The 13,503-nt window shown below is 67.4% G+C and carries 15 protein-coding genes; 7 read left to right on the top strand and 8 right to left on the bottom strand.

Annotated elements, in window-relative coordinates:
* Window positions 1-24: 24 nt before the first annotated feature.
* Both BLS34_RS20255 and BLS34_RS20250 read right to left on the bottom strand, forming a co-directional pair.
* Window positions 25-807: an SDR family oxidoreductase gene (locus tag BLS34_RS20255; protein ID WP_093153543.1), complete on the bottom strand. Its 783-nt coding sequence runs from the start codon at window positions 805-807 to the stop codon at window positions 25-27.
* Between the two features lies 1 nt (window position 808).
* Window positions 809-2,167 carry an MmgE/PrpD family protein gene (locus tag BLS34_RS20250; RefSeq protein WP_093153306.1) on the bottom strand — a complete coding sequence of 453 codons (1,359 nt, stop codon included), beginning with the start codon at window positions 2,165-2,167 and terminating at the stop codon, window positions 809-811.
* A gap of 256 nt (window positions 2,168-2,423) precedes the next feature.
* On the opposite strand from BLS34_RS20250, the gene BLS34_RS26025 reads away from it, so the two are divergent.
* The 4 genes from BLS34_RS26025 to BLS34_RS25590 all read left to right on the top strand — a co-directional run bounded on the left by BLS34_RS26025 (window position 2,424) and on the right by BLS34_RS25590 (window position 5,582).
* Entirely contained in the window at window positions 2,424-2,981 is a 558-nt protein-coding gene (locus BLS34_RS26025) for a DUF4347 domain-containing protein (RefSeq protein WP_028794412.1), read from the top strand.
* A gap of 170 nt (window positions 2,982-3,151) precedes the next feature.
* Window positions 3,152-4,159 (top strand): dimethylarginine dimethylaminohydrolase family protein, encoded by a 1,008-nt coding sequence (locus tag BLS34_RS20240; RefSeq protein WP_093153303.1) that lies wholly within the window; start codon window positions 3,152-3,154, stop codon window positions 4,157-4,159.
* Window positions 4,160-4,692: 533 nt separating this feature from the next.
* A complete protein-coding gene (locus BLS34_RS20235) occupies window positions 4,693-5,097 on the top strand; it encodes a hypothetical protein (RefSeq protein WP_093153300.1) in 405 nt (134 codons plus the stop codon).
* Between the two features lie 176 nt (window positions 5,098-5,273).
* Window positions 5,274-5,582, top strand: coding sequence for a hypothetical protein (locus tag BLS34_RS25590; protein ID WP_139189409.1), 309 nt, complete (start codon window positions 5,274-5,276; stop codon window positions 5,580-5,582).
* A 139-nt stretch (window positions 5,583-5,721) separates the two neighbouring features.
* On the opposite strand, the gene BLS34_RS26020 is transcribed toward BLS34_RS25590, so the two are convergent.
* Genes BLS34_RS26020 through BLS34_RS20225 form a run of 3 tightly spaced genes read right to left on the bottom strand, consistent with a single transcriptional unit; the run spans window position 5,722 to window position 7,504 of the window.
* Window positions 5,722-5,874 carry a hypothetical protein gene (locus BLS34_RS26020; RefSeq protein ID WP_175474319.1) on the bottom strand — a complete coding sequence of 51 codons (153 nt, stop codon included), beginning with the start codon at window positions 5,872-5,874 and terminating at the stop codon, window positions 5,722-5,724.
* Between the two features lie 42 nt (window positions 5,875-5,916).
* Window positions 5,917-6,720 (bottom strand): maleate cis-trans isomerase family protein, encoded by an 804-nt coding sequence (locus BLS34_RS20230; RefSeq protein WP_139189408.1) that lies wholly within the window; start codon window positions 6,718-6,720, stop codon window positions 5,917-5,919.
* Between the two features lies 1 nt (window position 6,721).
* Entirely contained in the window at window positions 6,722-7,504 is a 783-nt protein-coding gene (locus BLS34_RS20225) for a gamma-glutamyl-gamma-aminobutyrate hydrolase family protein (protein ID WP_028794408.1), read from the bottom strand.
* 262 nt (window positions 7,505-7,766) lie between these two features.
* Between BLS34_RS20225 and BLS34_RS20220 the strand changes: the two genes are divergently transcribed.
* Window positions 7,767-8,459, top strand: coding sequence for a DUF6655 family protein (locus tag BLS34_RS20220; RefSeq protein ID WP_093153294.1), 693 nt, complete (start codon window positions 7,767-7,769; stop codon window positions 8,457-8,459).
* A gap of 45 nt (window positions 8,460-8,504) precedes the next feature.
* Here BLS34_RS20220 and BLS34_RS20215 read toward each other — a convergent pair whose 3' ends face one another.
* The gene (locus tag BLS34_RS20215; protein ID WP_093153291.1) at window positions 8,505-10,070 is read right to left on the bottom strand and encodes an OpgD/OpgG family glucan biosynthesis protein; all 1,566 of its coding nucleotides are present in this window, start codon (window positions 10,068-10,070) and stop codon (window positions 8,505-8,507) included.
* 188 nt (window positions 10,071-10,258) lie between these two features.
* Between BLS34_RS20215 and BLS34_RS20210 the strand changes: the two genes are divergently transcribed.
* Complete coding sequence (locus BLS34_RS20210; protein ID WP_028794406.1) at window positions 10,259-10,513, top strand: hypothetical protein; 255 nt, start codon at window positions 10,259-10,261, stop codon at window positions 10,511-10,513.
* A 57-nt stretch (window positions 10,514-10,570) separates the two neighbouring features.
* Here the strand turns inward: BLS34_RS20210 and mdoH are convergent, their stop codons facing one another.
* Window positions 10,571-12,343 carry a glucans biosynthesis glucosyltransferase MdoH gene (gene mdoH / locus BLS34_RS20205; RefSeq protein WP_093153288.1) on the bottom strand — a complete coding sequence of 591 codons (1,773 nt, stop codon included), beginning with the start codon at window positions 12,341-12,343 and terminating at the stop codon, window positions 10,571-10,573.
* 190 nt (window positions 12,344-12,533) lie between these two features.
* On the opposite strand from mdoH, the gene BLS34_RS20200 reads away from it, so the two are divergent.
* Window positions 12,534-13,172 carry a glutathione S-transferase family protein gene (locus BLS34_RS20200; protein WP_093153285.1) on the top strand — a complete coding sequence of 213 codons (639 nt, stop codon included), beginning with the start codon at window positions 12,534-12,536 and terminating at the stop codon, window positions 13,170-13,172.
* A 26-nt stretch (window positions 13,173-13,198) separates the two neighbouring features.
* Here BLS34_RS20200 and BLS34_RS20195 read toward each other — a convergent pair.
* Window positions 13,199-13,503, bottom strand: a 305-nt coding sequence (locus BLS34_RS20195) for a transposase (RefSeq protein ID WP_139189407.1), incomplete at its 5' end; no start/stop codon positions are given.

Raw genomic sequence — 13,503 nt, 5'->3', positions numbered from 1 at the left:
CCACCGTCGCATGTGACCAAGCTGTTAGGCGGCGAACCAGCCGCAATCGACCGGCAGGGCGGTCCCGGTGATGTCGTCGCCCGCCGGGCCGCAGAGAAACACCAGGGCGGCCGCCAGTTTCGCCGGATCCACGAACCGGCCCATCGGGCTGCGCTCCGACGCGTAGCGCTTGGCGACCTCCTCGACCGGTTCCCCGCTCCGCGCGGCGATGCCGGCGATGCGGTCCTCGATCGCCGGCGTCAGCACCGAGCCGGGGCACAGGGCGTTGCAGGTCACCCCGCTCCCGGCCGTCTCGATGGCGATCGCCCGGGCCATGCCGATCAGCGCGGTCTTGGTGGTCACGTAGTCGATACGGTTCTCCGCCCCCCGGAATCCGTAATAGGAGGACAGGTTGACGATGCGGCCCCAGCCCCGCGCTTTCATCCCCGCCAGGGACAGGCGGGCCAGGTGGAAGGCGGCGGTCAGGTTGACGGCGATGGACTCGTCCCAGTCGGCCGACGCGAACGCCTCGATCGGCGAGAAATGCCGGATCACCGCATTGTTCACCACGATGTCGAGCGACCCGAAGCGCCGGGCCACACCGGCGGCCATCGCCTCGATCTGCCGGGCGTCGCGCAGGTCGGCCGGATCGAAGGCAGCCCCCACCCCATGCGCCTCGGCCAGCCGGTCGGCGGCGGCGCGGCCCTCCGCGTCGGCGCACAAGCCGTTGATCACGACATTGGCCCCCGCCGCCGCCAGCCCCTCCGCCAGCGCATAGCCCAGTCCGGCGGCGGAGCCGGTGACCAGCGCGGTGCGTCCGGCCAGCATCTCAGCCTCCGGCCGCCAGCCGGACCACATCGCCGGCATCGGCCAGATCGTCCAGGGTCCAGAGCGCCTCGAGGAGCCGGTCCACCTCTCCGGCGAACCCGACCCCCTCGGCCAGAGTCGTCAGCTTGGCCTCCAGCTCGCTGTCGCTGAGCGGGTTGGTCCTGGAGCCCCGTGCCGCGTGGATCTCGCGGGTCAGGATACGCCCGTCCTTCAGGTGCAGCGTCACCACGGCGGAGGCGACGTCGCGTCCGGCCTCGTCGTGGAAGCGCACCTGCGGCCGGCCGGATGCCGCGGTCTCGGCCACCGCGGCGTCGGTGAACTCCGCCAGCCCGGCCCGTCCCCGCGCCAGGACGATGGCGATGGCGTGCTGCGCGCTGACCTGCGCCTCGCGCCCGGTGGCGATGTCCGGCCGGTCGGTGCGCTGGCGCAGCAGCGGATGGCCGGTCAGCTCCACCGAGGCCACGTCGCCGGCCCGCACCTCTTCGTCCCGATAGACCTCCAGGCAGGCATCGAGCACCGGGTTCAGCACCACGCCGACCGGATAGGGCTTGAAGGCGTTGTCGGCGATCTCCCAGCGGTGACCCAGATCGTCGCCCAGCGCCTCCGGCTTCGCCCCCTGGCCATAGACGGCGAGATATCCCCGCGCGCCGGTCAGCGGCCGGGCCGGACCGGAGAAGCCGCGCGACGCCAGATCTGCGGCGATCAGTCCGTTGCGGGCCGCGCCGCCGACGCTGGCGCTCTTCGCCATGGTGCCGAGCGCATCGACCAGCCCGGAGGATTGCGCCGCCGCGGTGGCGAAGGCGCTGGTCATCTGCGCGGCGTCCAGACCGAGCAGCGCGCCGCTTGCCGCCGCTGCCCCGAAGCCGCCGCAGGTCGACGTGATATGCCAGCCGTGGGAGTAGTGATACGGCGATACCGACAGGCCGACACGGCAGACGACCTCGCCGCCGATCACGAAGGCCCGCAGCGCGTCGATGCCGGAGAACGGGCTCGCCTCCGCCCGCGCGAAGATCGGGGCGAAGACCACCGATGCCGGATGGATGATCGTCGCCTCGTGGGTGTCGTCGAAGTCGAAGATGTTGGCGCCCATGGCGTTGACGAAGGCGGCAGTCGGCGCGTCCATGCGTTCGGTGCGCCCGATCACCGTGCTGGTGGCCGGGCCGCTATAGGCGGCGGACGTCTCCAGCATGATATCGACCGCCGGCTCGCGGCAGCCCGCCAGCGCCGTGGCGAAGATGTTCACCAGAGAGCGCTTGGCCTCGTGGCGCACATGGTCGGGGATATCCTCCCAGCGCAACGTCGCGGCGAAAGCGCAGAGCGCCTCGTCCCCAGTCTGGGCCGTGGCCCGATCCGTCTGCATTCCATCCCCTTCCACAGGTCTTGGCGCCTATGCCCCATCCGAGCACGGCTTGCCCGTTCGACGCCAGCCACCTTCGGAAACCCGAACCCGCACCTTCGGAAATCCGAAAATGAGACGCTGGCGCAAGATTATTGAGACGCCGGGAAAACCCGGCAGCGCGAATCTCGGCAATACTAAGGTTAACGCTGATCCGGTGGCGAGAAACGTGCCGGACAGCGGTCATCCGATGGCGTGGGATCCAGAAGGGAGACCTCATATGACTCTGCTAGAAGGCAAAGCCGCCAATTCGCAGGCGCCCGCCGTGGCCAAACCGGTCCTGGTGATCGACCCCGACGTTCGCGACGCCGACTGCCTGATCGCCGATCTGGGCAACGACGTCGACATTCTTCTGCTCGTGCCCGACCGCAGCGGCCTCGGCCAGATCGCCGACTTCCTGGCCGGCCGGCACGACGTTCCCTCTCTGCACATCCTCAGCCACGGCAGGCCGGGCACGCTGATGCTTGCCGGCAGCCGGATCGATCTCGCCGCCCTGGTGCTCAGCCATAAGACCCTGGAGTCCATCGCCGCCGCGCTCGGCGAAGCGCCCAGCGTCGTGCTCTACGGCTGCTCCGTCCTGGCCGGGCCGAGGGGCGCCAGCTTCGCCCGGTTCCTGAGCGTCGTCCTGCGCGCCGAGGTCTCGGGCTCGCTGATGCCGGTCGGCAGTCTCGCCCTCGGCGGCGACTGGATCCTGCGCAGCACCCATGGCGACTGGGTCGAGCCGATCTTCAGCCCGACGGCCCGCGCTCAGTACCCGGACCTTCTTGCCGGCGGCTGAGACCGAGGCCCGATCACATCTCCAGAGCTCCGGGGGGAGGCCCGGGGTCCGGATTGTCCCCTGGGGCGCCGGACCCCGGGTAAGGAGCGGTCCTGAAAATCAGCGGGTGGTGCCGGACGTCACCGCGCCGCACCATTGGTCCGGACACCGCGACCGATGAAGGACCTCCCATGACCGCCAAGCCGTCCGCCCACTGGGTCTACAACGAGACCATCCGCCTCTTCGCCGCCCCGGCCGAGCCCGCCTTCCACAGCGAGGGCGAGATGACCGCCATCTGGGGGCGGAACTGGGGCGTCGACAACGACGTGGGCCGGTTGCGGGCGGTGATGGTGCACCGGCCGGGGCCGGAGATGGACGTGGTCGACCCGTCCCAGCGGATCGCCGCCACCGGGTCCTTCGGCAATGTCGAGCACGGCTGGTATTTCCAGAGCGAGAGCGTCCCCGATTTCGACGAGATGCGCGCCCAGCACGACGCGCTGGTCGCCGCCCTAAGGGCCGAGGACGTGGAGGTGTTCGAGGTCCGGGGCGTGACCGACGGCCGGCTGAAATCCTGCTACACCCGGGATCCCTTCGTCATGGTGAAGGGCGGCGCCATCGTCAGCCGCATGGGTGCGCGCATCCGCCGGGGCGAGGTGCTGGCGATCACCCGCACGCTGGCCGAACTCGGCATCCCGATCCTGCGCACCCTGTCCGGCACGGCGCTGTTCGAGGGCGGCAGCTTCGCCTGGATCGACGCCAAGACCGTCGTGGTCGGCTGCGGCATCCGGGTCAACCGGGAGGCCGCCCGGCAGATCGGCGAGGTGCTGGCGACCCAGGGCGTGGAGCTGCTGGCCATCGACCTGCCCGGCCACGACATCCATATCGACGGCCAGTTCCTCATGGTCGACAGGGACCTCGCCCTGATCGACCAGGACCGCCTGCCCTACTCCTTCCTGGAAGTGCTGAAGGAGAAGGGCATCCGCACCATCGAGATCAGCCCGGCCGACAACCGCGCCATCATCAACTCCCTGGCGGTGGCGCCGGGCCGGCTGATCATGCCGGAGGGCGGCACCAACGAGACCCTGGACAAGCTCGCGGCCGCCGGGGTGACGTGGACCACCATCGCCTACGAGAAGATGATGCTGAACGGCGGCGGCATCCACTGCTCCACCATGCCGCTGATCCGCGATCCGGTTTAGGGGGCTGGGGGCTCGTCAGGGACCGTTCGAGACATTCGGATATTGAGTTCGATCGTCACTCTCGACCCAAAGTGGTCGTCCGGGACCAGTATTTGGCAGGCATCGCTCGTGAGTCGTATCGATGTTGCTAGACCTAACTGGCGCGTTGAAATCTGGCCTGTCCCAGAGATCTGGATGAGGTATTTGGCTGCATCACGGCAACCGTTTCGCACCGATATCCCCACAACGTCGATATGTCAGAGGACTATTTCTCTCACTTTCTTCGAAGCCAGCAGTGTAGTTGGATAAGATTTATTCAACAGTTCTCGATCAAAAATATGCTCCAGATCGATTTCACCGAAATATTTCTAAATTATGGCAAAATATTGACAGCTCTTGTCATTATTTTTTCACTCTCTCAATTCAGCCTGATCTTACATCTAATGGAATATTATTATAAGTTTATGCTCCAAATTCTAATTCAATAACGCTCATTCAATGAATGGGCATTAGCACTGATTTTGCAGGGGAACCACAAACACAGGGAGCGAACGATGACCAATAGCGACAAGAGCCTGAGCGAACGTTTTAGGGAGTATCGCCCGTCAAAAACGGCGCTAGCTTGGTCAAGCGTCGGTATGACCGTGGTCGTCCTGGCCGTCGGATTCACCGTCGGGGGATGGATGACGGCCGGCTCGGCCAGAGTCATGGCCAACACCGCCGCACAGGAGGCGCGAGCCGAGTTGGCGGCATCCATATGCGCTCATAACGTCCAACAGAGCGCCAATTTCGAAAAGACGATGTCTGCGCTTGAAGACGCCGAGTCCTGGGCGAAGGACGACGTGATTACGGAAGGTGGCTGGGTAACGATGGCGGGCGGCGACAGCCCTGTCCTAGGCGCAGCTGACATTTGCGCCGAACAGTTGGCGGATGCCGGGACATCCAATAGCAGATCTTAGGCACCGCCCTCAGTAATCTGTCTCAGCGCAATAGCGACTCGGTCGTGGGAAATAAGACCAACAATAATCCCCGCGACGCGAGACCAGGTCACCTGACCGTGGCTGCAAACCCACCGTATGTTCTGTGAAGGCAGAATGATCTCGGAAAAGCCACAGGGCGATATGAGGAACCAACCATGCCAATCCCAAGTTTCAGGACTGTCAGCATCATCGCAGGCATGCTGGCTTTCGCGCCAAGTGCATCCGCTCAGCTGTACTGTTCGCAACCAATCCGCCCGTATTGCTCGACACTTTCCAAGCCGTTCAGCGATACGTCGGAAACTCGCGAATGCTCTGAAGAAATTGAAGACTTCAAGCGCGCCTCGTCGACCTATCGAGACTGCCTGAAAGGCCTGATTGAAAAATCGAATCTCCTTAGCCAGAGGGTTTCCGATGGATTCTTGTCCAGAAAGGAGATTGAGCCAGCCCTGGGAAGAAAATCCTGATCTTCGTTCCGTCAGAGTGATCTGAATATCTCTACATGCCGAAGAATGGGCCGCCCAAGGGCGGCCCAAACCTTACGCAAAATTAGGCTGGCCACTGCGCCGGACCGCGAGCAGGGCCTCCGGCGCAGGGATCTGTGTGTCAGGCCGGGCCTGAGAGCGTCGTCACGGCTTCCCCCTCGATCTCATCCTCGGAGAAAAGGTCGGCCCCCTCGAACTCACCGGAGACAACAACGCGCTGGCCGATCTCAATTTTCTCGAGAACCTCATCATCGAGTGGGTTGTATGAAGACACGGTCGATTCAACGCGCGCCGATTTAGAGGTCCAGAACCTAGCTCACAAACCGAACAGGCTGCCGTAACCCGATACCTGCGCCCGCACGCCCGCAAGGCGCAGGCAGTGCCAGAGGCTGACCTGGTTGGCCGACAGGACCGGGCGTTGCAGGTCGCGCTCCAGGGCGTCCAGGATCGCCACGCAGCGGAAGCCGGTGCCGGCGATGAACACGCCGTCGGCCTCGGCCGGACAGGCGGCGCGGATCTGGGCGTAGAGCGGTTCCACCTCCTGCTCGAAGCCCAGGCCCTGCGGGTACATCTCGCCATGCGGCACCTCGCGCCAGCCGCGGCCCGGGTCGTAGCGCAGCGGGCCGACCGGCGCGACGCCGAGACCCCGGTAATAGGTCATGGCGGCCTCGGCGGTGGCGTCGTTGAACCAGGGCGGCAGCACGATGAAGGGCCGGCGCACGCCGGCGGCCAACATCGCCGCCTGGCCGTCGATCCCGTTCGTGGTGACCTGGGTCTCCGGCCGGACGATCCCGGAGATCGCCGCCACCGTCGCCGCGTCCCAGCCGGCGCCGCCCAGGATGCTGCTGGAGCTGTGGCCGATCACCACCGCGCCCAGGCGCATCCCGGCGAAATGCTCGGCCGCACGCTGCAGGTCGGGCTCGAGCGTCACCGCCGAGCGGTCCGCGTTCCAGCGCGCCCAGGGCGCCTTCGCCGCCACGCGGGCGGCGTGGACGGAGACATGGGGCGGACACATGGCCCACCACTCGGCCTCGGGGACCGCCTCGCTGGAGACGATGAACATGCCGATCCGCGCCTGCCATCCCCAATTGTCGGGCGAGGGACGGGTCTGCCCGCTCATCTCACGCCGCTCCGGCGAGGCGGCCGGCATGGCGCAGCTTCTGGCGGGCGCGGGCGGCGTCGCCCAGCCGCTCGAACAGCACCCGGCTGACCGGATCGGCGGCGGCGTTGTACTCCGCATGCCATTGCACCCCGACGGCGAAGCTCGGCGCGTCGGCGATGGAGATCGCCTCGATCGTGTCGTCGGCGGCGAGCCCCTCGACCACCACCCTGTCGCCGGTGCGCTGGATCGCCTGGCCGTGCAGCGAGTTGGTGACGATCTCCTCGGCGTCGAGCATCCGCGCCATCAGCCCGCCGGGGGTCAGCCGCACATGCTCGCGCAGGGCGAAGATGATCTCCGGATCCTTGCAGCCCTTCGGCATGCGGTGGCGGTGCTTGCCCGGCAGCTCGCCGACCTCCGGATGCAACGTGCCGCCGAAGGCGACGTTCATCTCCTGGATGCCCCGGCACAGCCCGAAGATCGGGATGCCCCGCTCCACGCAGGTGCGCACCATCGGCAGGGTCAGGCCGTCGCGGCCGTCGTCCATCTCGCCGTGGCGCTCGCTCAGCTCCTCGCCGTAGTGCCTGGGATGCACGTTGGCCCGGCCGCCGGTCAGCACCACCCCGTCCAGCACCTCCAGCAGGTCCGCCACGTCGACCGCCTCCGGCATGCCCGGGATCAGCAGCGGCGTGCAACCCGACACCTCGGCCACCGCCTCGATGGTCCGCTTGCCGGTCATCTGGGCCTCGATCACCCCTTCGGCGACGAAGCGGTTGCACTGGATGCCGATCACGGGCCGCGCCATGGAATCTCCCCAAGAAATGTCGTCGGCGCGAGCGCGCGTCCCTTCTGTTTTATCCACCGTCGGGGGGTGGCGTCCAGGCATCGACGCATGCAGGGTGGCCCAAAGGCGTCCCCGCCGGGCCGTCCGGACGGAATTTTAGACCCGGTCCGGCGGTCGCTTAGGCGAAGAGCCACAGCTGCGATCCGACCCATGCGCCCCCACCAATGCGGCCAGATACAGTTGACGGCGACCGCCCTCCCCACCCAGAACGGCGATCTCAGCGATGACATCGACGACCGACCTACTCGCGATCCCGCTGGCGGTGCTGGCGCTGTGTGCCGGCTGCACCGAGACCCGGACCAGCAATCCCGAGCGCACCGCCGAGGAGCAGCTCCTGCTGTCGACGGCGGTGGACCGGGCGGTCGGCGATGTCACCCTGAACGTGCCCAAGGGCACCAAGGTCTTCGTCGACGCCTCGCGGTTCGAGGCCTACGACAAGAGCTACGCCATCAGCGCCTTCCGCGACCGGGTGCTGGAGAGCGGCGCCCATCTGGTCAGCCAATTGAACGACGCGGAAGTCATCGTCGAGATCCGCTCCGGCGCGCTGTCGACCGACGGCACCAAGACCATCGTCGGCATCCCCGCCTTCGACGTGCCGGTTCCGCTGGCCGGCGACCTCTCGGTCCCGGAGATCTCTCTGGCGTCCCGCCGGCAGCGGCTCGGCGTGGCCAAGGTCGCCTACACGGCCTACTGGCGGGAGAGCGGCGCCCTGGCCGACCGCTCCGAACCGATCCAGGGGGTCGCCGGGTACCGGGACTGGGCGTTCATCGGCTTCGGCTGGCGCTCCGGCGACACGCTGATCACCGCCGATATCCCCGACACGGTCGCCGACGGCCCGGAGCCCGGCCCGCCGGCCGCGGAGGAGCCGGACTCCGACCCACCCGAGCCCGGCATCGGCGAGGGCAAGGGTCGCTGAGACGGATTCACCCCGTCCCAGCGTCCCAGCGGCCGGGGTCCGGTCTCAGCCGTCCTTCGGGTTCCAGGTATAGATCCAGGTCTCCGTCAGCGCCCCGCCGCGGTACCGCAGGAAGGCGCGCAGGTCGACGGAATCGGCCCCCTCCGGGTCCAGATCGAAATTCATCCGCCAGCCGCCCAGCTCCTCGATCGGCCGGCAGGCCACCCGGCGCACCGCCCCGGCCGAGCCGCTGACCACGGCCTCGACCGCGTCGCCCTCGCCCAGCCGGGCGAGATCGCCGCCGGTGAAGTCGACGACGAACTTGCGCACCTTCGGGTCGCGTTCCTCGCCTGGAATGCCGCCGATCCCAGTCCAGGTCGCCATCACCCGCCCCGGGGCGGGCAGCCGGTCCGGCATCTCCGTACCCCAGGTCATCCGATAGCCGACGGTGACCGGCTGGTCCGGCTGCGGCGTACTCTCCGGCCGCCAGTACACGACGACATTGTCCACCGTCTCGTCGTTCGCCGGCAGCTCCACCAGCTCGACCCGCCCCTTGCCCCAGTCGCCGCTCGGCTCGATCCACAGGTTGGGGCGCCGGTCGTAATAGACGCCGTCGTCCAGGTAATGGGCGAAGCTGCGGTCACGCTGCTGCAGGCCGAAGCCGCGCGGCGCGGTGTCGCTGAAGGTGCTGATCCGCGGGGCGGAGGGATTGCGCAGCGGCCGCCAGATCCACTCGCCCGCGCCGGTACGCATCACCAGGCCGTCCGAATCATGGACTTCCGGGCGGAAGTCGTCCCGCTTGCTGTAATCGTTCTCGCCATGCAGATACATCGAGGTGATCGGCGCCAGGCCGATGCCGTCGAGCTCGGTGCGCGGATAGATCGACGCGGTCACGTCCATCACCGTCGAGCGCCCGCTCTCGATGACGAAGCGGTAGGCGCCGGCGGTGCTGGCGCTGTCCAGCAGGGCGAGCACGATGATGGCGTTGCTCTCCGGGCCCGGCCGGTGGAACCAGAACGCCCGGAAGATCGGGAACTCCTCCTCGCCGAACTGGGCGGTGTTCAGGGCCAGGCCCCGGGCCGACAGGCCGTACTGCATCTCCTTGCCGACCGCGCGGAAATAGCTCGCCCCCAGGAAGGCGGCGATGTCGCGCTCGAAATCGAACCGGTCGAACAGCCGGAACCCGGCATGACCAAGCCGCTCGGTCTCGCCCTGGTCCGGAGCGGGGATCTCCTGCGGATAGGCGAAACGGTTCGGATCGAACGCCACCGGCTGGGTCCCGTCGGACCCGATCTGGTACAGCGCGATCGGATGCGGGAACAGCCAGCCGGCATGGAATGGCGCCATCCGGAACGGCAGATCGGTGCTGGACCAGACCTTCCCCCCCTCGGCCAGACGGATCGACATGTACTGATCGTGGTTGAGGTCGGTGAAGCGGCTCGGCACCCGTTGCGGCGCCTCGAACGGCGTCTTGGCCACCTCCTGGGCGAGGGCCTGCAGGTCCTCGAACGAGCCGACCTGGCCCATCCGCTCCCGCAGCCCGCCTTCCTGGGCCCAGACTCCCGCCATCGGGAACGTGACCGCGAGCGACGACGCGCCCAGAGCCAGCAGATGTCGACGGTCGATCTTCATTTCGCCTCCGTTAAGTGCTTTGAAACACGGGAATAAACGGATCAGGCAACCGTTTGCCCCGTTGCGCGTTAAGGATTTGGTGACGCCATTCCGGAATTTCCGGCGCGCGTTCACCGTCAGTGTCCATTGAGGCACGAGACGATCTACCGCCTCGTTGTCCGAACAAAGCGCCAGAAAGGGCCGGCCTCATGTCTTCCGCAGACATTGATCTTGAAAACCTGTTCAACGAGGGTACCGACGACGCCTCCGCGCTGACCCCGGCCCCCGCCCCGATGCCGATGCCTTCCCGTGAGCTGCGCACCGTCGGCGGGCTTATGATCTCGGCCATGTCAGGGCTCTCCGCCCTGGCACCCTCCGCCCTGGCACCCTCAGCCCTGCCGGCCTCGTCCCTGGCCCAACGCGCCGTCATGCCGGCCGTGGAGAACAAGAGCACGCCCCGATAGGTCCGGAACGCGTTCCGGCTGCCCTCCTCCGCGCTTCCCCGACAATCCGTCCTCGTCTCACCCGCCATCGGTCAGAACCTTCGGCGGGTGAACTTCTTCCGGGATCAGGAACAGCCTGGCCCGGCGCATCGCGGCCCCCAGAGCCGGCGAGCTGCCGGCCAGGGTCAGCGGTGCCGAGAGCACCAGCCCGGCGATCACAGGCGAGGCAATGGCCAGCGCCTCCAGCGACGCCCAGCCGATCGCGATAGCCGCCAGAACGCCGACGACCATGTGCATGCCATGGGCCCGCAGGACCTCGCCCAGGGCGGCCTGCTCGCCGGTGCGCTGGCCCGGCTTCCAGCCGCTGGATGAGCCGGCCAGGATCTCTACGACAAAGCGGGTGTGCAGCAACATCATCACCGGCGCGCTGAGGGTGCTGAACACCATCTCCGCCAGCATGCTGCCGAGCAGCGGGAAGACCCCGCCATGGCCGCGGCGCAGCGGGCCGTCGGTCAACACCAGCACGGTGCCGATGATCTTCGGCAGGAACAGCATGCCGAGCGACACGGCGACCAGCAGCCAGGGATTGGCGTCCACGATCGGCGGCAGCGACACCGGAGCCACGCCGGACAGCGCGGCCATGGCCGGAGCGCGGGCCAGCAGACCGACCGCGCCGGCGATCAGAAACAGCATCCAGATCGGCGAGGCGAGATAGGCCAGCGCCCCCATGAAGAAATGCAGCCGGTTGGTCCAGCCGATGCCGTCGGCGACGAGCAGCTGCATGTGCTGCAGGTTGCCCTGGCACCAGCGCCGGTCGCGGGCGGCATGGGCGAGCAGGCTGGGCGGCGGCTCTTCGAAGCTGCCGAGGCGGTCGGCCACGACCTTCACAGACCAGCCGCCGCGATGCAGCATCGCCGCCTCGACGAAATCGTGGCTCAGGATCTCCCCGCCCAGCGGCGCATTGCCTGGCAGCGCGGCCAGGCCGCAGCATTCGGCGAAGGCCGCCATGCGGATCATGGCGTTGTGGCCCCAATAGGTGGCGCTGTCGCCCATCAGCAGGCGCACGCCCTCGGCCGAGGCCTGGCCGTAGACCGAGGTGGCGAACTGCTGCATGCGGCCGAACGGCGTGGTGCCGCGCACCGGCCGCACCCAGGTCTGCACCAGGGCCAGCTTCGGATCGGCGTCGAGCTCGTCGGCCAGGCGCTGCACCGTGGGCCCGTCCATGCGGCTGTCGGCGTCGAGGATCAGCGCGAACTCGTAGGCGCCGCCCCAGGTCTCCACGAAGTCCTGGATGTTGCCGGCCTTGCGCCCGCGGTTGTCCTTGCGCTGGCGGTAGAAGATCCGGTCGGCCGCGTCGTATTTGCGGCGCAGACGTCGGCACACGGCGATCTCCCGCTCCACCTTGGCGTCGCTGCGGGTGTCGCTGAGGATGAACAGGTGGAAGCCGTAGAGCCGGGACTCGGCGCTGAGCGAGGCGAACATCCGATCCAGCCCGGCCTCCACGGCGTCGGGATCCTCCTCGTAGATCGGGATCGCAACCGCCAGCCGGCCGCCCACCACCCGGTCCGAATACGGCGCCCTGCTTCGCCGGCTGATCGCCAGCGAGACCGCGCCGATGACCGAGAGGCAGAAATTGGCGGAGATCCAGGCGGTAAGGATGGTGAAGAGCCCGACCAACAGCCACTGATACGGCCCGACGATCGACTGGGAGATGTAGTCCTGGAACTCCAGGACGATGCCGATGGTGAGCGCCAGGGTCATGGAAGCGCAGAGCACCGACAGGACCAGCGGCCGCACCCGGCCATGGCCGGTGGCTGTCCCGGGAGGAATGGGCCGGTTGCGATTGGACATGACGGTCGATCTCTTTCGCGGACGCAGCGGTGTGGCGTCGCGGAAACGAGATCTCGCCGCGCCACTCTAGACAGACGCCGGGGCACCGACAGTTATTCCCATCTGCCGGGTCCTGGGGCAGATTGACCCGGCCGGCGCCAGAAACCACGGTACGGCGCACCTTATCTGGTTAACTCGGAAGGAACTCCCGATGGTCCATACCCTGTACTGGAGCAGCTTCTCCGGGTCGCTGGCGCCGCTCTGCCTGCTGATCGAGGGCGGGGTGCCGCACGACACGGTGCAGGTCCGGACCAAGGAGAAGGAGCACAAGACCGACGTGTATCTGCGCGACATCCATCCGCTCGGTACGGTGCCCGCCCTGCGTCTGCCCGACGGCCGGGTGCTCCTCGAATCGGCTGCCATGGTGCTGCACCTGGCGGAGCTGGCGCCCGCCCTCGCCCCGGCGCCGGGCTCGACCGAGCGGCCGATGTATCTGCAGTGGGTCGCCTACGGATCTGGGACGCTCTACCCGGCCTATCAGCGGATCTACCATGTGGAAGACATGGTCCCCGACGAGGCCGCCCGCCCGGCGGCCAAGGAACTGGCGATGGCCGGTCTGGCCCCGCGCTGGAAAGTGGTGGACGACGCCCTGGCGGCGGGAAGCGGCCCGTACCTGTTCGGCGACACGGCCAGTGCGGCGGATATCTATCTGGCGATGCTGGCCCTCTGGCATCCCGAGCAGGAGCCCTTCGCGGCGGCCTGTCCGAAGGTCAGGGCGATGAAGAACGCGGTCTGGAAGATTCCGTCGATGCAGCAGGCCCTGAAGGTCCACGGCCTGCCGACGGAATAGGCGGGCTCCGCTAGAGCGTTTTCGGATCACTCATGATCGTACCCTGTAGCGGTGAAGTAGTTTCTGGCCTCTTCCGGCGTGACGGCATCGATGGCCTGAGCGATTGCGTCCCAGAGGTCTTGTAGGGTTCGGGCGGCGGCCTTTTTGAGTAGCGCCTTGATCTTGGAGAAGGCCAATTCGATCGGGTTGAAGTCTGGGCTGTAGGGCGGCAGGAAGCGGAGCTCGGCGCCGGCCCGCTCAATCGCGTCGCGGACTGCGGCGGGCTTGTGAGCCGGAAGGTTATCCATCACGACGATGTCGCCTGACCGCAGTGTCGGTACCAAGACCTGCT

Source organism: Thalassobaculum litoreum DSM 18839, from assembly GCF_900102465.1.
Taxonomy (GTDB): domain Bacteria; phylum Pseudomonadota; class Alphaproteobacteria; order Thalassobaculales; family Thalassobaculaceae; genus Thalassobaculum; species Thalassobaculum litoreum.
This window is presented reverse-complemented; position numbering and strand designations above follow the sequence as displayed.